Raw genomic sequence first — 21,603 nt, forward strand, 5'->3', positions numbered from 1 at the left:
ATGGCCACCGACCACGTGATTCGCGCGGAAAGGGCGGAGCTGGAGGTTGCGGGGGCCGTCGATAAGCTCGCCGGCGATTCTGTGTACCTGATCGGTGTGCGCCACCATTCGCCGTCGCTCTCACGCGTGCTGCCGGAGCTGTTAGACCACGCGCAACCGGATGCGCTGGTGCTGGAAATACCGGAAGAAGCAGCGCCGTGGTGCGAATGGATCACCCACCCCGATGCTGTCGCACCGATGGCGTTCGCAGTTGCTGATGACGGCGGCGGGATCAGTTTTTGGCCGTTGGCTGACTTCAGCCCGGAGCTCACCGCACTGCGTTGGGCACACGCGCACGGGGTGCCGGTTATCTGCGCGGACCTCTCCCCCGGCGCGAGCCCAGCCGAGGGGGATACACCCGATGTCAGCGAGCACCCCACCTCGAGCGTGGGCCGCTTCCTTGACACCTACGTAGGCGCCGACCACCACGACGACGCGTGGGACCGCCTAGTCGAAGTGCCTTCTGCCGGGGCGAGCGGCGAGGCGGTCCGGCGCGCCGCGTTGGCCTTCGGCTGGGCGTACCGGCAGGGCCAGCCGCTTGATGCCCGTACCGCTGCCCGCGAAGCCTCCATGCGTGAGGGCATCCGCCGCGCCCGCGCCGAACACGGCCCCCGCATCGCGGCAGTTACGGGCGCGTGGCACAGCCCGGCGCTCACCGAGACCCGCATCAGCGAAGACGCGACAGTGGACGCCGCGCTGCTCAGCGAACTTCAGCCGCTGCGGAACAGCCGCACAACAACGGCGAGCCTGGTCCCGTATTCTCACGCGCTGTTGGATTCTCGGTCGGGCTATCCCTCGGGCATTCGCGACCCGCGCTGGCAGGAGGCGGTGCTGGAGTACGGGGGCGACCGGGCTGCGTTCGAGGACGCCGTGGCTACTTTGCTGACCCGCATGGCGTCCGGCATCCGCGCGCAGGGGCACCCCTGCGGCCCGGGTGAGATCCAAGAGGCGCACCGCATGGCGCTCGATCTCGCGGCGCTACGGGCACTCCCGGTGCCGGGGCGCCGCGAGCTGTTGGAAGCGTGCACAAGCGTGTTCGCCCAGGGTGATGTGCTCGGGCGCGGGCGCGTCGTCGCCCGGGTCGCCCAAAGCATTCTCGTGGGCGCTGACGTGGGCCAGCTTGCGCCGGGTACTCCGAAGTCCGGATTGGCCCCCGAATTCCTCGCACAGATTGAGGATCTGCGCTTGCCCGGACCGGGGGAGCCCTCGCGCGAACTCACGTTGGAGCCGCTGCGCCTGAAAAACTCGTCGCCGCAAGACACGCTGGACACCCGCCGCGAGGTGTTCTTACACCGCTGCCGAGTCGCCGCGATCGGCTATGCCGTTCCCGACCACGTCGCTGGTGTCGGAGGCGCACAGGCAGTGAGTACGCGGTGGACGGTGCTGTATGACGCCGCTACCGATGCCAGTCTCGCCCGTGCCTCCCGCTACGGAGTGACCGTGGAACAAGTCGCGGCGGGCACGCTGCGCGCACGCCGGCCGAACCCGGTGGACGATGCGGATGACGTGACTGCCGACTATGTTCTCGCCACGGGTCTCGCGGATGCCGCCGCCGCGGGCCTGCTCGACGAGTTCGACTGGTGGCTGGGTGCGGTGGCAGACACGCTGCCAGGTCGCGCCGGAGTGAGCACATTGGCAGGCGTGCTCACTGCCGTAGTGGCCATGAGCGAAGGAACCGTGGCGGGGATGCTGGGGGTGGGGCCGGAGCGTCGTAAAGCGATCGCGGAAGCGCTGGACATCCTCTCGCGCGCCGCGGTCGCCCAAGTCAGCGGGCTTGCAGGCAGCGACGAACCGGACGATGCCGCCGCGTTAGGGCATCTTGTCGCGCTGCAGCACACCGACTTCGGAGTGCGGCTTGCGCACACCCTCACAGGATTCGTCGCAGATGCGTCCCCGCTGATGCAGGGCGCAGCTACCGCACTATTGCACCGGCTTGGGGCACAACCGGAGGATCTGCCCAGCATCGCTACGCGAATCCGTGCTGCCGCCACCTCCTCGGGCCGGATGGACCTGCGCCGCTGGTTGACGGGGTTCATCAGTGCGAGCCCCGAATTGCTTACCGACGATTCCGACCTCCTCGACGACCTCCGCGAAGGCGTCGAAGATCTCGAAGAGGCTGTGTTCATCGCCCGCCTTCCCGCGTTGCGCGGCGGTTTCGACCCGCTGTCCGCCGCCGAACGTGAACGTCTCATGGACGCTGTCGGTGCTGACCGGGCGCGCCCTGTCAACGTGCCGGTCGAAGAGCTCGGCCGCTGGGCAGCCGACGACATCGCCGCCTGGGAACGCCTGCAGCGGCTCGGGCTGGCGTCTGCGGCACTGACGCCGGCGCAGCGGTGGTCTTTGGTGCTGGGACGGCGACGTGAGGAAAACCCGTCCCCTACCCAGCGCCGCTTGGCGCGCAGTCTCGACCAGCTTTACGGACGCGGCGAAGGTGAAGGCTCCACCGCCGGGTCCATGGGCGGGCGCGCCGGCAACGAACCGCCCTACCCCACAGCACGCGATTGGGTCGACGAGCTCGACGCGCTCTTCGGTGAAGAGGTGCGCGAGGACATCGCGGCCACCGCGGTAGACACGCGCCACCCGTACGCCATGGAGCTGCTCACAGAGACGCAGCCGCGCGCATCCGTGGAGTTGCTAAGCGACGTTCTCACCCTCGCTGGCGGCATGCCCGAATCCGTCCTGGACAAACTGCGCCCGGTGCTTCGGCGCATGGTCGAGGAACTGACACAGGTGCTGGCCAGCCAGCTGCGTCCCGCCCTGCGCGGCTTGCAAGGATGGCGTCCCAGCACACGCCCCTCCCCGGAATTGGACCCGCTGAGCACGATTCACCGCAATCTGCGCCACGCTGTGCTTGACAGCGACGGCGCACCCCAGCTGGTGGTGGCCACACCGATCTTCCGCCAACCCATCGCTAAACGGTCCGAGTGGCATGTCATCGTTGTCGTGGATGTGTCTGCATCGATGGAGCCATCGACAGTGTTCGCGGCGCTCACTGCCTCCATCCTGTCCGGGGTAGACGCTTTATCGGTGACGTTCCTCGCGTTCTCCACCGAGGTAATTGATCTCAGCGGGCATGTCTCGGACCCTCTATCTCTGCTGCTGGAGATCCACATCGGCGGCGGCACGAACATCGCGGGAGCACTGGCAGTGGCCCACGAGCACGTGACTGTGCCGTCGCGCACGCTGCTGATCACCATCAGCGATTTCGACGAATACGGCTCCGTGGAAAGGTTGTTGGCCCGCGTTCAGGCGCTCAACAATGCAGGGGTGCGGCTACTCGGGTGCGCCGCCCTGGATGACACAGGGCAGGCCCGGTACAACGTAGGAATCGCCGGGCAGCTCGCGGACGTCGGCATGGCTGTCTCCGCGGTCTCCCCAACAGCCCTGGCCCGGTGGGTGGCAGAGCAGGTGCAGCAATGACGCACACGGATTCCCGCCACGACCTGCCTGGCATGGACCCGGCCTTTGTCGCCGCCACGATCGAGGCACTCCCCGGCCGCCTGCAGAAGCGCCTGGGCTCCGCCGACCCGGACAGTTGGACGATCAGCGGCACCACCGCGACCGTCGGCACCGCCACTGTGACGCTGAACCCGCCTGCCAGTGCGGAATGCGACTGCCTGCTCAGCCCACGATGTCTCCACCTCGCCCAGGTCCTCATGGCCTGCCCGCCTGCAGCGGCCAGCCCTGACGACACCGCAGATCCCGCAGAATTGTCCGAGCCCGCCGACGTGGACGGCGCCGCAGATCCCGCATCCGTCGACGAGCCGTTATCGCTCACTGATGACCAGTTGGCCACCCTTTCCCTCGCTGAAGAATGCTTAAGGGGCTTGCTTGACCGCGGATTGGGCGGCCTCACCGCGATGGACAGTTCGTCGGTCCTCTGGACTGTGTCCGCTGGGCGAGTGCAGCGCCTTCCGTTATTGGCGGGGGCGTTCGCCCGACTGCACGGTGAATTGAGTAGTGCAGACGGGCGAGTGACGGAGGCTGCCATCTCGCTATTGGTCGATGCCACGTTAGCGACCCACCAACTGCGGCACGGTCACGAAACGAAAACACTGAGCATCGATGCCGTCGGCACAGCGCGGCGAACCTACCAACCGGTGGGTGGTTTGAAGCTGCGCGGATGGGCGTGCGAGCCAGTGTTGACCAAGTCTGGCTACGCCGGCGTGATCACCTACCTTGTCGATGAACGCGACGGCTACGTCTGGCAGCTGCCGTCTGTGGTTCCCGGGGATGAGACACAGGTGGATCAGGCGTACCGCGCCAGCGCTGGGTTTGCTGAACTTGGGCTGAGCCACCATGATCTTGCTCGCGGCGGGCTGCTGCTCACCCACGCCACCGCCTCGGCCGACGGCAGGTTGGGCCGTGGCGCGAAGGTCCGCGCGAGCGCTCGCACCCCGGATGAGACCGCTGTGCCAGCGCAGGGCTGGTGGATCGGTGACGGCGTCCTGGCTGGAGTGGAAGACGACGGCCAGCACCCGGTACTCGTTGTTGAGACTGAAGATGGACCGCTACGCTGCCAGGTCACCACGGCGGCTGAGCGGCTGGGCATCCCGGCGTTGCGCGTGCTGGCCAGCGCTGTGGGAACACAAGTCCAACTGCGCCTGCGGGAGCGGCGGCCGGAAGAACCGGGCCGGTCCCCGTGGGTGCTCATCGGAGTCGGCCACGACGGCACCTGGGTGTTTCCCGGGCTGGACCGGCCGAATGAGCATTGGCTCGGTGTCCCCCAAAACGTCGCGCCGAAGGCGGTGGCATCATCGCGGGTGGAGCCGGCGACGGTGCTGCGGCGCTGGCGTGATGCTGTCGCCAGGCAGGGGCGGCGCGGGGCGACGGGAACCAACCGTGACCGTCTCATGGCCGATGCCGCCTGGCTGCGCGCGCACGCTAGCGGACACCGGGCGGACCTCCTCGAGCGGTTAGCCGATGCCGCCGCGGCAGGCACCCGCGGGTTCGACGGGCGTTTCCGCGCCGACGTGAGCGATCTCCCCCGCCGCTGGCTCGCTGTTGCCGCCGTCTGTTAGCCACGAATAAAATTCACGTGGCTTTCTTGCACCCTGCACCAGGGGGCTTCTAGGTTGGAAATATGCCTCAATACGACAACAGCGCTGCAGGCGAGTGGGGTTTTGATACCCGCGCTGTCCACGCCGGCCAGAATGTCGACTCTGACTTCGGTGCACGCAACCAGCCGATCTACATGACCACCTCCTACGTCTTCAACGACACGGAGCACGCGCAGGCGAGGTTCGCGCTGGCTGACCCGGGGCCGATCTACACCCGCATCACCAACCCGACGCAGGACGCGTTCGAGAACCGTCTGGCCTCCCTGGAGGGCGGTGTCGCGGCAGTGGCGTTCGCCTCCGGCATGGCGGCGGAGACTGCAGCAATCACGAACCTGGCCAGCGCCGGGGACCACATTGTCACCTCCCCGCGCCTTTACGGCGGCACCGAGACGCTGTTTGAGGTCACCCTCCCCCGCCTCGGTATCGAGTTCACGTTCGTGGACAATCCGGATGATCCGGCCTCCTGGGAGGCCGCAGTCAAGCCCAACACGAAGGCGTTCTACGGCGAGACCTTCGGCAACCCGATCGCGGACATCTTGGACATTCCTGCCATCGCGGACGTCGCCCACGCTAACCGTGTCCCGCTCATCGTGGATAACACGATGGCCACAGCCGCGCTGGTCAAGCCGCTTGAGCTCGGAGCGGACATCGTTGTCGTCTCCACGACGAAGTTCTACACCGGCAACGGCTCGGCGCTCGGCGGAGCGATTATCGACGGCGGATCTTTCGACTGGACCGTCCAACGCGACGGAGCAGACGTTTTCCCTTATTTCACCAACCCCGACCCGGCGTACCACGGTCTCGTCTACGCGGATCTGGGTGCGCCGGCCTATGCCGTGAAGGCGCGCGCAGGCATCCTGCGTGACACAGGTGCGGCGATCTCCCCCTTCAACGCGTGGTTGGCGCTGCAGGGGATGGATACGTTGGGCCTCCGCGTCGAAAAGCACAACGCGAACGCTCTGGAAGTCGCACAATTCCTGGATGCGAATCCGCAAGTTGCCACCGTGAACTTCGCTGGCCTGCCTAGCTCCCCGCACTACACCACGAAGGAGAAGCTCGGGCTGAAGTACACCGGGTCCGTGCTGTCCTTTGATATCGCGGACGCGTCCCGCGAGTCTGCCTGGGCGTTCATCGATGCACTAAAGCTCCACTCCAACCTGGCCAACGTCGGCGATGTGCGCTCGCTGGTCGTGCACCCGGCGTCGACGACGCACTCGCAGTCCAACGAAGCGGGCCTGGCGCGCGCGGGCATCACGCAGGCGACGATCCGCCTGTCCGTCGGTATTGAAGATGTCCGCGACATCATCGCCGATCTCGAGCACGGATTCGCGGCCATCGCATGATCCCGCTTCCGCCCGAAGGCGAACTCACCCACCAACCGATCGGTGACTTCCAGACGGAGGCTGGTGCCGTCATCCGCGACGTGACTGTCGCCTACCAGCGGTGGGGTGAGTTCCACGGGGATCCCCATGGCCGCAACAACCTCATCCTTGTGGAACATGCCCTGACCGGCGATTCCAACGCCGTCGTGTGGTGGGACGGGCTGATCGGCCCCGGCGCGCCTATCGACACGGACCGCTTCTGCGTCATCTGCACGAACGTCCTCGGCGGCTGCTCTGGCACGACCGGCCCGTCGAGCGACCACCCGGACGGCGGGAAGTGGGGCTCGCGGTTCCCGGCGACGTCGATACGCGATCATGTGCGCACCGAAGCCCACTTCTTAGAGGCGCTCGGCATCACCTCGATGCACGCCGTGATCGGCGGCTCCATGGGCGGCGCACGCACCCTCGAGTGGACGCTGATGTACCCGGACTGGGCGAACTACGCCTGCGTCATCGCCATGTCTGCGCGCGCGAGCGCCTGGCAGATCGGCATCCAGTCCGCGCAAATCTCCGCGATCGAGCGCGACCCGGACTGGCAGGGCGGCGACTACTACGGCACCGGCCGCTCCCCCGATGCAGGCCTGTCCGCCGCACGCAGGCTGGCGCACCTGACCTACCGCGGTGAGCTGGAGATTGACGAGCGTTTTGGCACCATGGCCCAGCCAGGCGAGAACCCCCTCGGCGCCTTCCGCGACAGGCAGCAGCGCTTCGCCGTGCAGAGCTACCTCGACTACCAGGGCCAGCGGCTCGTGGAGCGTTTCGACGCCGGCTCCTACGTCACCATCACCGAGTCCCTCTCCCGCCACGACATCGGCCGCGGACGCGGCGGACTGAACCGGGCGCTCGCACAAATCACCGTGCCCACGATGGTCGTCGGCGTGGACACCGACATCCTCTACCCGTTCCACCAGCAAGAGCACATCTCGCGCAACATCGGCAACCTGCTGGCGATGAACAAGATCGTCTCCCCCGTCGGCCACGACGCCTTCCTAGTGGAAACCCGCCAAATGGGCCACATCCTGCGCAACTTCATTGCCATGGCGGACCAGACCCCGTCCGCGAGCGACTTAGCGAAGGAGCAGGGCAACTACGACATCTAGGGGCTTAGCCCTCCATGCGTTCGAACGCACCAAAAGCCTCCGGAAAAGGTAACGCGGTGCCAGCCTGTGCTTACACCACCAGGTTCTGCACACGGACGTCTCCGTCGTTCACGTCAATGAGATACGCCCGCCCCATACCTACCCAGCCGATAAAAGGCTCAGGGTTCAGTGTGATTTGCGAGTGGACATGGCCCAGGATCCACGCGTCGTACCCGCATGCGAGGAGTTCCTCTGTCGTGCATGGAAGGCAATCGTGTTTGGAGTACTCGCCGGTAACCGAAGTGTGAAGCAACCCAAGGTTCACGGCATGAGGTAAAGGGTGCGGAAAGTCGCTCACGAGTGAGCGCGGGTCCCTATCTACCTCAACAGCAGCGGAATGCAATGCCCACTCACCCACCTCGATGGTGTGTGGCTGTGTGCCGGAGACAATGACTCCCCGCGGAATGACGGCGCCGAGATCGTGGTAGACGTCATGGTTGCCCGCGGTGAAAACCACCGTTTCGAACAGTTCGAGCCCACGGCTGAAGAATGCAGCCACCTCAGAGTACGTGGCCTCGGTGTAGCGCTTGCGGTCGATGATGTCACCGACCACGACAAGGTGGCTCGCCCCGGCAGCGGCCGCATGATCAAGGGTCTCTAGGGCCCATTCAATTCCGGGCCCGGTTTTCTTGTCTCCGGTCTGTTTGCGGCCAAGGTGTACGTCAGCAAGGACTGCTACAGAACTCACAAGATGAACCGTAACCGAAAACTGTAGGGTTCCTCTAGCGGGCTTGGTGGCTTGCACGCCCCTGCCACCATCGGATGAGCACCAGGACCGCAGTCGATGTACCCACACCGATCAGGGTCATCGCCATTGCTTCGGCTCTGTGTCCCTGCTCGAACTGGTTCATGATCCAGGGTGCGAGCAGGTTGATGTTCGACGGCCTAATCAGAGACGACATGACCAGCTCGCGGATGCCCACGAAGAACGCCAGCAGCCAGCCTGCGAAAATTCCTGGGGCAAGCATGGGGAGTGTGATGCGTGTGAACGTTTGCCATCGCGTAGCACCCGAAACGGCGGATGCCTCGCTGAGTGTCGGCGACATGGACACCGCTGAAGTCTTGATGTTTTGCACCGCCATGGGGACAAACAGCACAGTGAATGCCATCACAAGGATGATTTGCGAGCCGTAAGGGGTAAACGGCAAACGCGGAGAGTTCCACAGCAAGATGAAACCGATCGCGAGCACGATTCCGGGAACAGTATCGGGAGCCACTGCAAGGAAGTCGCTCAAGCGGGAAGACAGCGTGCGGTTACGCAATGTGAAGATCGTTACTGCAAGAGCAAGCACAACCGCTGTCGTTGCACCAATTGCACCAAGCGCAATGGAACGCGTTAGCGCCTCCTGCCCGGACGGCATCTGGAGGACAATCTTGAAGTAATCGAAAGTCAGGTTGTTGAGTGTCGGCGGCTTTGAACGCAGGATCGTCATCGACGCGAGGATGATAGAGATGTAGGGAATCACCACACACAGGATGAACACCACCGCAGCGTAGATCCAAGCCACAACCATCGCGGGGCGCGAGGGGTTCAGGTGCACAGCCCGGGAGACCCGGCCACCGCTCACCAAGTCAGTACGTGCAACCCACTGCTGAGTACCCCAAGCGAGCACGCCCAGTGTGAACAGAACACTCGAGGATGCAGCAGCCTTTGAGAAGTTCAGCGGATCGATGGTCACATCTTGGTAGATAGAGGAAACGAGAACCGGGTACCCGATCGCGTTACCGAGCGTGACCGGAGTACCGAACTCACCCGCGGCCTTAATGAAGACAATGAGTGCTCCTAGCGAGTACGGCCCGAGCACAATGGGAGCGACCACACGGCTGAATTGCTGCCAGCGACTCGCCCCTGCCACTTGCGCCATTTCCAGCTGCGAAGCCGGAATAGAGGCGAAGGCATTTCTGAGGATGAGATACAGGAACGGGAAGAGTTCCGCCGCCATGATGAAGCCCATACCCCACACCGAGTTGATCGCGGAACGGACCGCGTCACCGAGCGCGGGGCCGAGGAGCATGTCCGCAACGCCGCGCAGGCGTGTGAAGTCCATCCACGCCAGAGCTGCGGCAAAAGGCGGCGTCATGAACGGGATCATGATCATGACCTCTACCCATTCTGCCTTCCGCATGGGTGTCCAAGCGCGAAGGAAGGCTAGCGGAGCAGCGAAGAGGGTGGAGAACATGACGACGAGGAACGAAAGCCAAACTGTGTTCCAGATGACCCGAAGCATTTCGGGACGGAAGAGGGTGTGCAGTGCAGAATCCTCGTCCCGGTAGCCCGTCACTGCGGTGACCAGGACGGACACGAGCGGCGCCGCAACCAGCACTAGCAAGATCAGCAGCACCGGGTACACACCGGCGTTAGTTTTAGCTCTCGTTCTCATCGCCTTAGAACTTGTCCTTACTCTCTGGCGGCCTAGGAGAGGTAGCGCTCAGCGAATTTGTCACGGAGATCCTTCGATTCAGAGGAAATTGCAGACCAATCGTCGGAGATTTGATCAATCTCGTCGAGCTTCGGGCCGTTCTTCGGATCCACGTTCTTGTTAGCGGGAATCATGTTCTTGGAAGCAGAAATCTGCTGTGCTTCTTCGGAGAACATGAAGTCGACAAACGCCTTTGCTGCGTCCATGTTGTCGGAAGACTTCATGATCATGACCGGGCGAGGGGTCACCGTGGTACCGGAGGACGGGATGATGACCTCAATCGGCTCACCCTTGTCTTTAGCGGAGTAAGCCGAGTAGTCCACGCCGCCGAGGACAATGCCCTTGGAACCAGAGGTGACCTGGTCAAGAGCCGGGCCGTTGGCGCCTTGAACGATCATGCCGTTGTCAAAGAGATTGTCAAAGAGTTCCCAGGTTTTGTCTTCGCCCCACTGGGACACCATGGCGGCAATCAGGTCAGCCGCGGTGCCAGACTCGCGAGGATCCGGCATGATCACCTGGTCCTTGTACTTCTCGTCAGCGAGATCCTCCCAGTCCTTGGGCATGTCAGTGACTACATCGGTGTTGGCAACTAGAGCCAAGGCAGAGCCGTCACGACCATGGAACGTGTCGTCGGATGCGTTCCAATCAGCGTTCGCGGAGTCGATATTCTCCGGCTTGTACTCCTCTAGTGCGCCACCTTCAGACTGCTTGTCCGCTGCGCTCCAGGAAGCGAGGTAAACGACATCAGCCTGAGGGTTAGCCTCTTCTGCCTTGATCTTCGCAGTGACTTCACCGGTCGTACCAGCGAAGACGTTGACGGTCACGTCAGTGCGTTCCTGGAACGCTTCCACCAGAGCATCGGTAAGACCCTGCGGGTTTGCCGAGTAGTAGTCGATGGAACCGGACAACCCGTCCGGTGCCTGCCACTGTTCAGCAGTGGAGGCGGTGTCATCGTTGCCGGTGGATCCAGCATCATCGTTCGATTCAACAGATCCGCAGGCGACCAAGCCGAGAGCGGTACCAATGCCGACGAGTGCAGCAGCAAACTTCTTCATGAAAGCAAACTCCTTGTTGAAAAACGGGAAAATTTAGGAATGCGAGGTGACCGTCAGCAGGACCTTGTCACCTCGGCCGAGGCGGTGCCGCGAGTAAGCCAGCCATGGATCGGCGGCACCGGGCACCACACAGCGGACCTCGTAGCGTCCACCGGTGTATTGGCTCTCCACCACCTCGCCGATGATGGAGTTCGCCGGTTGCGTGTCCGGTCGCTTTCCATCGAGGGGAGTGACCTCGAGGTCCTCGGGGCGGTTCGTCGGAAGCGTTTCGTGGGTGTTGGTCACACCGACGAAACCGGCGACAAAGTCATCTGCCGGGTGGTCGTACAGCTCGACCGGGTCGGCGAATTGGCGGACGTTGCCAGCATTCATCACGGCGACGCGGTCCGACATGGCCAACGCCTCGGACTGGTCGTGCGTGACGTAAATGACGGTCAGGTTCAGCTCGTACGCCAAGCGGGTCAGCTCCGAACGAATCTGTGTGCGCAGGGCCGCATCCAAGGCAGACAGCGGCTCGTCCATGAGCAACAGCTCTGGATCGGACACCAATGCACGTGCAATAGCAACGCGCTGCTGTTGACCACCGGACAATTCGTTCGGGCGTTGCTCGGCTTTGGCGCCGATTCCCACCATGTCCATTGCCCGCGCAACGCGTTCTTCGCGCTCCGCTTTTGCCACTTTCTGATTTCCAGTGGTCAGCGGGAATTCCACGTTCTTGGCCACCGTCATATGCGGCCATAGCGCGAGATCTTGGAACACCATCGACAGGTTGCGTTTGTTTACTGGGACATTGGTGTTGGGACCGAACACTTCGTTGCCTGCAAACTCAATAACTCCGTCGTCCGGTGTCTCAAGTCCACCGATGCACCTCAATAGCGTCGACTTTCCACATCCAGACGGGCCGAGTATTGAGACAAATTCACCTTTCGCGATGTCCAGCGAGGTTTTGTGCAACCCCGTTCCGTCAGCGAACTCGCGGCGCACTCCGCGCAATGAGACGTGCGAACTATCCATACCTGCTCCAGCGTTAAGAACTAACGGTCCTACACTAGGGGTGGCCAATGAAATAAACTATGGATTCGCAGTGAACAGATTATGAAATATCTGAAACCCTCCAGTTAGACCTCAGTGCGTCCGCCAACAGCCCCAGCCAACGCCTGTTGATGACTAGAACCCACTGCTAGGCTCGCACTGCAGTCACAGCAATATGTGCACGCTTCTGTGCGGTGGCAGGACGAGTTTCCACTCTGCTAACCCGAAAGCCTGCGTATTCAATAAGGGATGTGATGTCGTCTTCCGAGTACGCCGTCGCCGGGAAAACTTTGTGAGCGAAGAGCTTTCGGGAATCGGCAAGGAACCCGCCATAAACGAGCACGCCTTCAGGAACGAGAATCCTCGAGAGCGTTTCGAGGGTCGTCAGCATGTCCTCCGGCGTCATGTGGATGAGCGAGTACCACGCCAGCACCCCACCCGCGCTCTCGACGTCCCCTTCGAAACTCTCAATGTCGATCACCGAGTACTCAATGCCTGGATATGCCCTCCGCGCATGATTCACGAACTGAGGAACTAGGTCTATTCCAGCAGCTTGATGCCCCAGACTGTTGAGGTACGCCGTGAGGTGACCAGGACCGCAACCCACATCGAGAATGCTGTTGGTGACGCCTTTGAAACCTTCCGCGATGAACAGACGATCCGCCTCGTCGACAGAATCGATGCTCCCCAATTGATCGATGTACCTGCCCGCCACGTCCGAGTAAGCTTCCTGCGTTTCGCGAGACGTCATATCCATTGCGCTCTAGCTCCCCAACGCATCCACCGACAGCGCCAACCAGAGCAGCAGTGCGCCTGTCGACGCCGAGAATAGCGCGTCGAAACGTCGCGACCGCACCGCCAACAACCCCATCACTTGCGAGTCGCACGTCAAGCGGCACGCGGTGAGCCACAGCATAGATACGCCGAGAGTGAATGCCGCTCGGCGCCAGTGCTCTGTCACCGAGAACAGCGAGGCCGCGACGAAGCCGAGGACGAACAGCACGATCATTATCTGCTGGACACGCACGGGCAGCCGGGACGGTGGGGTGCCGATGTCGTGCGGGTTATCCAGGCTCGGCGGAGGAGCCGACGAAACAGACCCAGGCGCGGTTACCGGCGCGGTCGTGGCCCGCCCCGCCGGGTCTACGTCAGGGCGCCTTGGGGGGCGTCTTGCTGGGCGTGAGCTACTCGGCGTGGGCAATCCGCTCTGCCCTCTCCACGATGTTGCGCACCAGGAAGGTGCGCGTCATCGGGCCAACACCACCGGGGTTGGGCGACACCCAGCCGGCTTTGTCCCACACGTCGGGGTGGACGTCTCCGGTGGTTTTGCCGTCGAGACGCGACACGCCCACGTCGAGCACTGCGGCACCGTCTTTGATCATGTCGGCGGTGATCATGTGGGGTTTGCCCGCGGCGGCGATAATGACATCGGCGCGGCGGGTCTCCGCGGCGAGATCCTTGGTGCCGGTGTGGCAGAGCACGGCGGTCGCGTTGACGTCGCGCTTGGTCAGCATGAGCGAGATCGGGCGGCCAACGGTCACGCCGCGCCCGATAACGCACACGATTGCGCCGTCCAAGTCCACGCCGAAACGCTCGAGCAGCGCGAGCGACCCGTTGGGGGTGCACGGCAGCGGGGCGGGCTCGTTGAGCACGAGGCGGCCGAGGTTGACCGGGTGCAGGCCGTCAGCGTCCTTATCCGGGTCGATCAGACCCAGCACACGGTTCTCGTCGAGGTGCTTCGGCAGCGGCAGCTGCACGATGTAGCCGGTGACCGCGTCGTCGTTGTTGAGCTCCTCGATGACCGCGTCGAGCTCTTCCTGGGTGCAATCCCCCGGCAGCTCCTTCATGATGGACGCGATGCCCAGCTCCTCGCAGTCCTTGTGCTTCATGCGCACGTAGTTCTGGCTGGCGGGATCCTCACCGACAAGCACCGTGGCCAAGCCCGGCGTCACACCATGCTTCTCCTTCAAGCGAGTTACACGAGCTTGAAGGTCGGCGAAGATTTCTTCGCGGTAGAGTTTTCCGTCCAGTTTGATCGCAGTCACACCCGTCATCTTAGACCGAGCTTTAGACTAAGCGGCGTGCACGTGATCTTCGACAACCCCGTCATCCCCGGCAACACTGGCAACACGATCCGCCTCTGCGCGGGCACCGGGTTCACGCTCCACCTGGTCAAACCGTTGGGCTTCCTGCTGGATGACAAGCATCTGAAACGCTCCGGCCTGGACTACCACGACCTCGCCGACGTGCAGATTCATGAGGACATCGAGTCCTGCTTCGCGTCGCTTATCGACGCACGCATCTTCGCCTTCACCACCCACACCACCCGCCACTACACAGACGTGGAGTACCGGGACACAGATGCGCTTCTCTTCGGCACAGAGCCGACGGGATTGCCCGAGGAGCACTCCCACCACCCGCGCGTGACAGACCAGTTGCGCATCCCGATGCTGCCCGGGCGCCGGTCGATGAACCTGGCCAACTCGGCTGCCGTGGCCTCCTACGAGGCGTGGCGGCAGTTGGGGTTCCCCGGCGGGGTGTGAGGGGGAAGTTTGCGGGTGCGGAGCTCGTCGATAAGCGCCCAGGCGTCGGACGTAGCGAGGTCGCGCGCGCACATCTTCACGGTGCCGGGGACAAGCTCGAAGCGCACGTGCGCCAGGTTGAGACGGCGCTGAATCGGGCCCTGGCGGAACGTGATTTCTTGGATGTGCGGCACTTCGATGAATGCGAAGCGGCGGCTCAGCAGGCCGTACCTCGTGGTCGCCATGGGGATGCCGCCCATGAGGTCGAGGGAGACGGCTTGGTGGGACGCGTCAATTGGCGATGGGATCCGTGCGTGCTTCGGCGAGCGGAGATCCCAGTCGGGTTCTGTGATGTGCGTGCGGGTGAGCGGGCTGATCGCCTCGATGAGCGCGACCGCTTGCTCGTACGAACCGACGGGAAGCAGCCGCGACGTGCCGGACTGCTTATTCGACTCGCGGCCGTAACCGGCGATGTTGACGGTGACCGACCACCACCCGAAGATGCGCCACAGCACCGGCTGGGACAGTCCGATCGCGTGGATCCGATCCAGCGGCACTGCTTGGCGGCGGCGGTTGGCTAGGCCGTAGCTCAAGTTCACAACGTCGCCGTCCAGCGTCGCGGTGTAGCGCCATGACTGGTCGATCTGCCGCCAGATCTGCGGGATGAACCCGGCCAGGACCGGGAGGATGACCGCCAGGGTGAGCTCCGTGAAGATCGGAATGAACGACCATGCGACCGTGAACACCGTGGTCAGACGCAGTGCCGCGCCGGCGAGCGAGCGCGCAACCGGAATCGGTTCAACGAGATAGGCACCCGCAGTTTGTGTGAGCGTGTCCAGCTGCTCGTCGGTGCCCTGCTGCGCGATCTTTCGCAGTAGTTCCGTGCGGACATTCTCTGCTTCCGTGCGGGGTAGGTAGCCGATCTCGATGGCAGAGTTGGACCCTCCGGCTGCCTCGACGCGCACAGCCGCAAGGCCGATAAGGCGTGGGGCGAGCGGCTCGACCACGTCGACAGCTTGGATACGGTCGTACCGCGCCGCGCGCACCTTGGTGGAGATGACGCCCCGTGTTAGCTCCACCTCATCCGTGCCGAGGCGGAAAGTCGTGCGGTACCACCACACCTGCGAACCGAGGAAAACCAGAAACAGAGCCACCCCTGCCCCGCCGGCGACCTGGCCGATGGTGGCCCATGTCAGGTCGCGCTCACGCAACGCATCGGTCACGAACGTGAAGAAGTTGAACACGATCAGCGTGACAATCGCCGCCACGCCAGCCCACACGCGCAGCAGCGGAGTCAGACGGTGGACGCGGCGGTACCGCGGGACAGTATTCACAGCCCGCTCATCCGTTCACGAGCTTGGAACGCAAGCCGCTCACGCAGCGCATCCGCTTCCTCGGCGGGTAGCCCCGGAATGGTCGCGTCCGTTGTCGCGGAGGCCGTGTGCAGTGCCAACTCTTTAAGCCCCAGCGGACGCGTGAATGGGCCGGTGCTGACATCGACGTACTGGATCCGGCCGTACGGCACCACTGTGAAATTCTGGGTGATCTTGCCTTTGGTGATCAGCAGCTCATTGTCTGTCTCCAACCAGCCGGTATTGCGCACCCGCAACGGAATCATGATCAGCTGAAAGACATACCAGAGGCCGATGGCGGCAGCACCCCACCACCACACGCCGCCAAGCTGAAACTGGGCAAGGCCGAAGCTGCCAGCTAGGACCGCAGCCCAGATCGTCTGCGAGATATAGCGCGCGGTGATGAGCTTGCGGCTCACCGGATTCATGCCACTGACATCAGTAGGCATCTGTGCTGGCTGGTTCAGGTGCGAACGGCGGCGATCCGGCGATTCTGCTTCGTGGGCGCCCTGCATGCGGTTCAGCCTAGCGTGCGGTGACCTCACCGAAGCGCCGGGCAAGCGGTGCAAGCGTCGCCGGACGAGCCGCCACCCACGCCGCCGCGACCACCGCCAGCGACACCAGGAAGATGATCAAGCCCGTCCAGTTCCCCGCGTACTCCGACGGGTCCGTCGAGCCTTGCGCCGCGTACATGTGGTTGAGGTTGCGCAGCGCGCCAGTAGCCAAGACCAGCCCGACGTGAATCACGATGAACACCACGAAGTAGATCATCACCGGGAAGTGCATCGCCCGCGCCGCTTGCGCAGGGAAGACCTTGTTCCATCGGGCCGAGTTGGCCGGCCAGAAGCTACTCATGCGCACACCCGACAGGATCGCCAGCGGTGCCGCCACGAACACTGTGATGAAGTACGCCAGCTGCTGCAGGCCGTTGTAGTGGACCCAGCCGTTTTCCGTGGGCCAGTTCAAGGACAGATACTGCAGCCCGGCCGAGACCGCATTCGGGAAAACACCCCAGCTGGTCGGCACAATCCGCATCCACTGCCCCGTTACAAACAGCAGCACACCGAACACCAGCCCGTTGACCACCCACAAGATATCGAGCACCTGGTGGAACCACAGCGTCAAACTGATCTTCCGCCCGCCCTTCTTCGGCCGCCAGTACGCTTCAGGGCGGCGCTCGGTGCGGATCTGCATGCCCGTCCGGATGATCAGCACCATCAAGAACATGTTGAAAAAGTGCGACCAGTTCAGCCACGCGGGAATGCCCACCGGCGCGCTCTCCGGCATCGGTGCATAACCGGGGTACTTCTCCACGAACTCCTGGCCCGTCTCCGTACCCAGGAACGCTCGGGCGCCCCAGACACCCAGTGCAAGCAACACCAGTGCGACCACCGCAGCGATCCACACCCAGCGCCTCCGCTTATCGACGCCCCGCGCCACCGTCGTCCCCCCACCACTCTTCTCCCCAGCGGGTGTGGTGGGAGCAGGTTTGGCTGCAGCCGGTTTGGGTGCGGCGGGAGCCGGCGCAGCAGCCGGGGGTTTCGGTGCAGCAGCAGCTGGTGCCGCAGCGGGCGGTTTCGGTGCAGCAGGTGCTGCAGGTGTTGTAGGCGCAGCGGGCGGTTTCGGTGCAGCAGGTGCCGCCGGTGGTACCGCCGCAGCAGGAGGCTGTGGCGCGACAGGTGCCGCTGGTGCAGCTGGCACCGCTGGGGGCTTCGGCGCTGCGGGAGCCGCTGGTGCCGCTGCCGGAGGTTTCGGAGCTGCAGGTGTTGTAGGCGCAGCGGACGGTTTCGGTGCAGCAGCCGGGGGTTTCGGCGCTCCGGGAGCAGCCGGTGCAGCCGGTGCAGCCGGTGCAGCCGGTGCAGCCGGTGCAGCCGGCGCGCTTGGGGCGGCCGGGGGTTTGGGCGCTGCAGGAACGTTGGCGTTCGGAGTGTCGCCCGCTTTGGGGATGTTGTTTCCAGTCATTACAGAATCAGACTATCCAACCTCGAGGGGTGCTCTGAATTTAAGTCGCTCTGGGTGGCCTTTAGATTCACACTCCCCTCTTGCAGGATCGGCCTTGGAATACTGTTGGCGGTTTTCCGGAATACTGCTCACGCAAACGTGCAGGTCAAAAGCATGCGTTTCGGTTGATATTGCCGAGCAGTATTCCACCCCAGAATCGAGCAGTATTCCGGTCTGGCTCTACCCCGACTGACTGCCTCCCCCGGCGCCCACCTGGCACCTGCCCCCGCTAGTGGAAGTCACGCGCCCCGCGGGCGAGCCAGTCACCCATCTCCAGCGGCTCGAATTTGTCGGCGATGATGCTCACCGCGCCGGTGGCGTTTTCCACTATGCCGCGAATGATCAGTGCTTTGGCGGTGCGGGCAAGCACTTTCTGGCGGTTCCACAGCCCAACGGGAATGACCACGTTCATCAGCCCGGTTTCGTCCTCCAGACCCATGAAGGTCACCCCACCGGCGGTGACGGGGCGTTGCCTGTGGGTGATCACACCGGCGATGCGCACGCGGGTGCCGTCCTCAACACTCATGAGGTCCGCGGCGGCGACGACTCCGGTGGCGCCCAGCGCCCCGCGCAGCATCTCCATCGGCATCAAGCCGGGGGTGACACCGGTGGCGGCAACGTCGGCAGCCATGAGCTCGAAGGCGTTCATGCCGGGCAGTGCCGGTGCCGAGATCGCAGAAAGCCCAGGAAGCATCCCGTCTCGCTCGGTGGCGGCAACACCTGCCTGCCACAGTGCTTGCCTGCGGTCCACCCCGAAACAGTCCAGCGCGCCGGCTCGCGCTAAAGCCTCGGCGTGCTCGACCGACAAGTCAGCCCGGCGCGACAGGTCAGGAATGCCAGTGAACGGCTGGGCAGCTTCGATCCGCTCAGCGGCTTTGTCGCCCAGCCCCTTGATCAGGTTCATGCCTACCCGGATGGCAGGATCCGCACCGGAAACAGCATCCACAACGCAGCGCGCTTCGCACCCAGATTCATTCACGCTGACCGGCAGCACGTCAATGCCGTGGCGGCGCGCGTCCTGGATGAGCGACTGCGGCGAGTAGAACCCCATCGGCTGCGCGCGCAGCAGACCGACGCAGAACTGCGCCGGGTAGTAGTGCTTGAACCAGGCGGAGAAGTACACCAGCGACGCGAACGACTGGGAGTGGGACTCCGGGAACCCGTAGGCGGCGAACGCGACGATCTTCTGCCAAAGTCGGTCGGCGACGGCGCTGTCAATGCCGTTCGTCTCACGGCAGCCGTCGAAAAAGCGCTGCCGCAGCGCCTCCATCTTCGCCGGTGACCGCTTCGACCCCATGGCGCGGCGCAGAGAGTCGGCTTCGGCGCCGGTGAAGCCTGCGGCGTCGACAGCAATTTGCATGAGCTGCTCTTGGAACAGCGGAATGCCCAGCGTCCGGCCGAGGGATTTCTCCAGCACCGGGTGATCGAACTCGATTGGCTCGCGCCCGTCGCGGCGGCGCAGGTACGGGTGCACCGACCCGCCCTGAATCGGGCCGGGGCGGATCAGGGCGACCTCCACCACCAGGTCGAAGAACTCGCGCGGTTTCAGCCGCGGCAGCGTGTTCATCTGGGCGCGGGACTCCACCTGGAAGACTCCGACGGCGTCGGCGCGGGCGAGCATGTCGTACACGGAAGCGTCGTCAAGCGGAAGCTCCCACAAGCGCACCTCGCGGCCCGTGGTCTCGCGCACGAGGTCGATCATGTGGTGCAGCGCCTCGAGCATGCCCAGGCCGAGCAGGTCGAACTTGACCAAGCCTGCCGACGCGCAATCGTCCTTGTCCCACTGCACCACCGACCGGTCCTCCATACGGGCCCATTCGACGGGCACGACGTCGGCAATCGGGCGGTCGCAAATGACCATGCCGCCGGAGTGGATGCCCAGGTGGCGGGGTTGGCCGCGCAATTGCTCGGCTAGCGAAGAGACAAGACTCGGCGGTTCTGAGAGCCCCTTTGACCAGGCATCTGCCGCACCCTGCGGGTATCCGAGCGCGCGGGCGGCGTCGCGCACCGCACCCTTCGACCGGTACGTGATCACGTTGGCCACCTGCGCGGCGTTGTCGCGGCCGTAGGTGCGGTAGACGTACTGGATTGCTTCCTCGCGGCGGCCGGATTCGATATCAATGTCAATGTCCGGCGGCCCGTCGCGGTCCGGCGAGAGGAATCGCTCGAACAGCAGCTGCGCCGAGATCGGCTCCACATTGGTGATCCCCAGGGCGAAGCAGACCGCCGAGTTCGCCGCCGACCCGCGCCCCTGGCACAGGATGTCGGACTCGCGGCAGAAGTCCACAATGTCGTTGACGATGAGAAAGTAGCCCGGAAACCCCAGCTGCTCGATGACGTTCAGTTCGTGCTCGATCTGTGTGCACGCCCGCTCACGCACGTCAGCGGGACGCGAGGCGTAGCGCTCCTCGCCGCGGACACGCACGAGATGGCGCAGCCAGCTCATTTCGTCGTGGCCGTCGGGCGTGGGAAAGAGCGGCAGTTGCGGCGCGACAAGGTTGAGTGTGAACGCGCACTCGGCCGCCAGATCGACGGTGGCTGCAAGCATGTCCGCGCACCCCGGTGCCATCGCGAGCAGCTGCTCGCCGCTGCGCAGCCAGTTCGCGCCCATTGGGTGCAGGTCGCAGTACGCAACGCCCATTGCTTGACGACGCGCCAGCGACCTCTTCGCCCCCGCCAACCTCGCCCCCTGGCGCGTAGCCGCCCCGGGTGCCGCACTGATGATCGCGGGGACGTGCGGGTATGCACGCAACGCCTCGTTATGGTCGGCGTCTTCGGGGAGCATGGTGGCAGTGAATTCGCGCACAACCCGGTCGGGGCCGAAGTATTCGATCAAATCATCGATACGGTCCGCCCACTGCCAGCTGGCCAGGACGGTGCACGTCCCGGCAAGCTCATCGGCAATCACCGGCAGGGGCGGATAGAGGACTTTGTCTTTCTCCCCCGTTGCCATGTGGGCGGCGGCCATGAGGTGCGACAGGCGGCGGTAGCCTTCGGGGCCGCGGGCGATGACGGACAGCGGAATCACCGAGTCATCGCCTGGGCCGCCATCGTCGCGCGGGAGCGACAGCTCCGCACCGAAGACTGTGGGCATGCCCACTTCTGCCGCTGCCTCAGCGAATTTGACGGCGCCGTAAAAACCGTCCCGGTCCAGCAAGCCGACTGCCGATAGGCCCAGTTCTTGCGCCCGGGCCACGATCTCTTCCGGCTCGCTCGCACCGCCGGTGTCACTGAGGAAACTGTAGGTGGACACGGCGTGCAGCTCGGCGAACGGGACGGCAGGTGCACGGCGGGGCGCGGTGCCTGCCGACCCATCCCCCGGCGCGGCGCCGCCTTCTGCTTCGGATCCCTCTGGCGCATAGACCGCCCCGGCGGGCGTGCCCGTGTGGTTGACGGGCACAGGAGTAGGCCCGGGGCGGCCGGAGAGGATTCTCTCCAGCCGCGACCAGGACATTCTCTCGCCGCCATGGAAACGCACGCCCCCAGAATAATCGCGGTCGAAACTTTGTTCCAATCAGCAACGGGCACGGGGCTGTATCCAGTGCCGGCATAGCAATGGTTGGTGTGAACCCAAACTAGACTAAGCGGTCCGTTAGGTGTT

Annotated in this window: 16 protein-coding genes; 5 read left to right on the forward strand and 11 right to left on the reverse strand. The window is 64.1% G+C overall.

Annotation, left to right across the window (positions count from 1 at the left end):
* The 4 genes from HMPREF0291_RS00760 to metX all read left to right on the forward strand — a co-directional run bounded on the left by HMPREF0291_RS00760 (position 1) and on the right by metX (position 7,581).
* Positions 1-3,459: a DUF5682 family protein gene (locus HMPREF0291_RS00760; RefSeq protein ID WP_005286429.1), complete on the forward strand. Its 3,459-nt coding sequence runs from the start codon at positions 1-3 to the stop codon at positions 3,457-3,459.
* Positions 3,456-5,060: a hypothetical protein gene (locus HMPREF0291_RS11150; RefSeq protein ID WP_005286432.1), complete on the forward strand. Its 1,605-nt coding sequence runs from the start codon at positions 3,456-3,458 to the stop codon at positions 5,058-5,060. The genes HMPREF0291_RS00760 and HMPREF0291_RS11150 overlap by 4 nt, the downstream gene beginning before the upstream one ends.
* Before the next feature lie 62 nt (positions 5,061-5,122).
* A complete protein-coding gene (locus tag HMPREF0291_RS00775; protein ID WP_005286436.1) occupies positions 5,123-6,442 on the forward strand; it encodes an O-acetylhomoserine/O-acetylserine sulfhydrylase in 1,320 nt (439 codons plus the stop codon).
* The gene (gene metX / locus HMPREF0291_RS00780) at positions 6,439-7,581 is read left to right on the forward strand and encodes a homoserine O-acetyltransferase MetX (RefSeq protein ID WP_005286439.1); all 1,143 of its coding nucleotides are present in this window, start codon (positions 6,439-6,441) and stop codon (positions 7,579-7,581) included. The genes HMPREF0291_RS00775 and metX overlap by 4 nt, the downstream gene beginning before the upstream one ends.
* A 70-nt stretch (positions 7,582-7,651) precedes the next feature.
* Here metX and HMPREF0291_RS00785 read toward each other — a convergent pair whose 3' ends face one another.
* From HMPREF0291_RS00785 to HMPREF0291_RS00815, 7 genes are all read right to left on the reverse strand, one after another.
* The gene (locus tag HMPREF0291_RS00785; RefSeq protein ID WP_050748762.1) at positions 7,652-8,308 is read right to left on the reverse strand and encodes a metallophosphoesterase family protein; all 657 of its coding nucleotides are present in this window, start codon (positions 8,306-8,308) and stop codon (positions 7,652-7,654) included.
* Positions 8,309-8,342: 34 nt separating this feature from the next.
* The gene (locus tag HMPREF0291_RS00790; RefSeq protein WP_005286445.1) at positions 8,343-10,001 is read right to left on the reverse strand and encodes an ABC transporter permease; all 1,659 of its coding nucleotides are present in this window, start codon (positions 9,999-10,001) and stop codon (positions 8,343-8,345) included.
* A gap of 32 nt (positions 10,002-10,033) precedes the next feature.
* A complete protein-coding gene (locus tag HMPREF0291_RS00795) occupies positions 10,034-11,095 on the reverse strand; it encodes an ABC transporter substrate-binding protein (protein WP_005286449.1) in 1,062 nt (353 codons plus the stop codon).
* Between the two features lie 33 nt (positions 11,096-11,128).
* Positions 11,129-12,109: an ABC transporter ATP-binding protein gene (locus tag HMPREF0291_RS00800; RefSeq protein ID WP_005286452.1), complete on the reverse strand. Its 981-nt coding sequence runs from the start codon at positions 12,107-12,109 to the stop codon at positions 11,129-11,131.
* Positions 12,110-12,275: 166 nt separating this feature from the next.
* Positions 12,276-12,884: a class I SAM-dependent methyltransferase gene (locus HMPREF0291_RS00805; RefSeq protein WP_005286455.1), complete on the reverse strand. Its 609-nt coding sequence runs from the start codon at positions 12,882-12,884 to the stop codon at positions 12,276-12,278.
* A 6-nt stretch (positions 12,885-12,890) separates the two neighbouring features.
* Positions 12,891-13,199 (reverse strand): DUF3017 domain-containing protein, encoded by a 309-nt coding sequence (locus HMPREF0291_RS00810; RefSeq protein ID WP_050748844.1) that lies wholly within the window; start codon positions 13,197-13,199, stop codon positions 12,891-12,893.
* A gap of 112 nt (positions 13,200-13,311) precedes the next feature.
* The gene (locus HMPREF0291_RS00815; RefSeq protein WP_040423900.1) at positions 13,312-14,172 is read right to left on the reverse strand and encodes a bifunctional methylenetetrahydrofolate dehydrogenase/methenyltetrahydrofolate cyclohydrolase; all 861 of its coding nucleotides are present in this window, start codon (positions 14,170-14,172) and stop codon (positions 13,312-13,314) included.
* A gap of 36 nt (positions 14,173-14,208) precedes the next feature.
* Between HMPREF0291_RS00815 and HMPREF0291_RS00820 the strand changes: the two genes are divergently transcribed.
* Entirely contained in the window at positions 14,209-14,670 is a 462-nt protein-coding gene (locus HMPREF0291_RS00820; protein ID WP_005286463.1) for a tRNA (cytidine(34)-2'-O)-methyltransferase, read from the forward strand.
* Here the strand turns inward: HMPREF0291_RS00820 and HMPREF0291_RS00825 are convergent.
* The 4 genes from HMPREF0291_RS00825 to HMPREF0291_RS00840 all read right to left on the reverse strand — a co-directional run bounded on the left by HMPREF0291_RS00825 (position 14,628) and on the right by HMPREF0291_RS00840 (position 21,456).
* A complete protein-coding gene (locus HMPREF0291_RS00825) occupies positions 14,628-15,983 on the reverse strand; it encodes a PH domain-containing protein (protein ID WP_005286467.1) in 1,356 nt (451 codons plus the stop codon). The genes HMPREF0291_RS00820 and HMPREF0291_RS00825 overlap by 43 nt on opposite strands.
* Entirely contained in the window at positions 15,980-16,429 is a 450-nt protein-coding gene (locus HMPREF0291_RS00830; protein WP_040423902.1) for a PH domain-containing protein, read from the reverse strand. The genes HMPREF0291_RS00825 and HMPREF0291_RS00830 overlap by 4 nt, the downstream gene beginning before the upstream one ends.
* A 97-nt stretch (positions 16,430-16,526) precedes the next feature.
* Positions 16,527-17,441, reverse strand: a complete 915-nt coding sequence (locus HMPREF0291_RS11935; protein ID WP_005286476.1) for a cytochrome b/b6 domain-containing protein — start codon at positions 17,439-17,441, stop codon at positions 16,527-16,529.
* Positions 17,442-18,231: 790 nt separating this feature from the next.
* The gene (locus tag HMPREF0291_RS00840) at positions 18,232-21,456 is read right to left on the reverse strand and encodes an error-prone DNA polymerase (protein ID WP_005286484.1); all 3,225 of its coding nucleotides are present in this window, start codon (positions 21,454-21,456) and stop codon (positions 18,232-18,234) included.
* Positions 21,457-21,603 lie beyond the last annotated feature (147 nt).

It is taken from the genome of Corynebacterium genitalium ATCC 33030 (assembly GCF_000143825.1).
Classification (GTDB): domain Bacteria; phylum Actinomycetota; class Actinomycetes; order Mycobacteriales; family Mycobacteriaceae; genus Corynebacterium; species Corynebacterium genitalium.

Excerpts from the sequence above, each read along its gene's own strand:
- HMPREF0291_RS11150 (WP_005286432.1), top strand. The coding sequence starts at position 3,456 with ATGACGCACACGGATTCCCGCCACGACCTGCCTGGCATGGACCCGGCC.
- metX (WP_005286439.1), top strand. The coding sequence starts at position 6,439 with ATGATCCCGCTTCCGCCCGAAGGCGAACTCACCCACCAACCGATCGGT.
- HMPREF0291_RS00830 (WP_040423902.1), bottom strand. The coding sequence starts at position 16,429 with ATGAATCCGGTGAGCCGCAAGCTCATCACCGCGCGCTATATCTCGCAG.
- HMPREF0291_RS00760 (WP_005286429.1), top strand. The coding sequence starts at position 1 with ATGGCCACCGACCACGTGATTCGCGCGGAAAGGGCGGAGCTGGAGGTT.
- HMPREF0291_RS00795 (WP_005286449.1), bottom strand. The coding sequence starts at position 11,095 with ATGAAGAAGTTTGCTGCTGCACTCGTCGGCATTGGTACCGCTCTCGGC.
- HMPREF0291_RS00840 (WP_005286484.1), bottom strand. The coding sequence starts at position 21,456 with ATGTCCTGGTCGCGGCTGGAGAGAATCCTCTCCGGCCGCCCCGGGCCT.
- HMPREF0291_RS00805 (WP_005286455.1), bottom strand. The coding sequence starts at position 12,884 with ATGGATATGACGTCTCGCGAAACGCAGGAAGCTTACTCGGACGTGGCG.
- HMPREF0291_RS00790 (WP_005286445.1), bottom strand. The coding sequence starts at position 10,001 with ATGAGAACGAGAGCTAAAACTAACGCCGGTGTGTACCCGGTGCTGCTG.
- HMPREF0291_RS00800 (WP_005286452.1), bottom strand. The coding sequence starts at position 12,109 with ATGGATAGTTCGCACGTCTCATTGCGCGGAGTGCGCCGCGAGTTCGCT.
- HMPREF0291_RS00775 (WP_005286436.1), top strand. The coding sequence starts at position 5,123 with ATGCCTCAATACGACAACAGCGCTGCAGGCGAGTGGGGTTTTGATACC.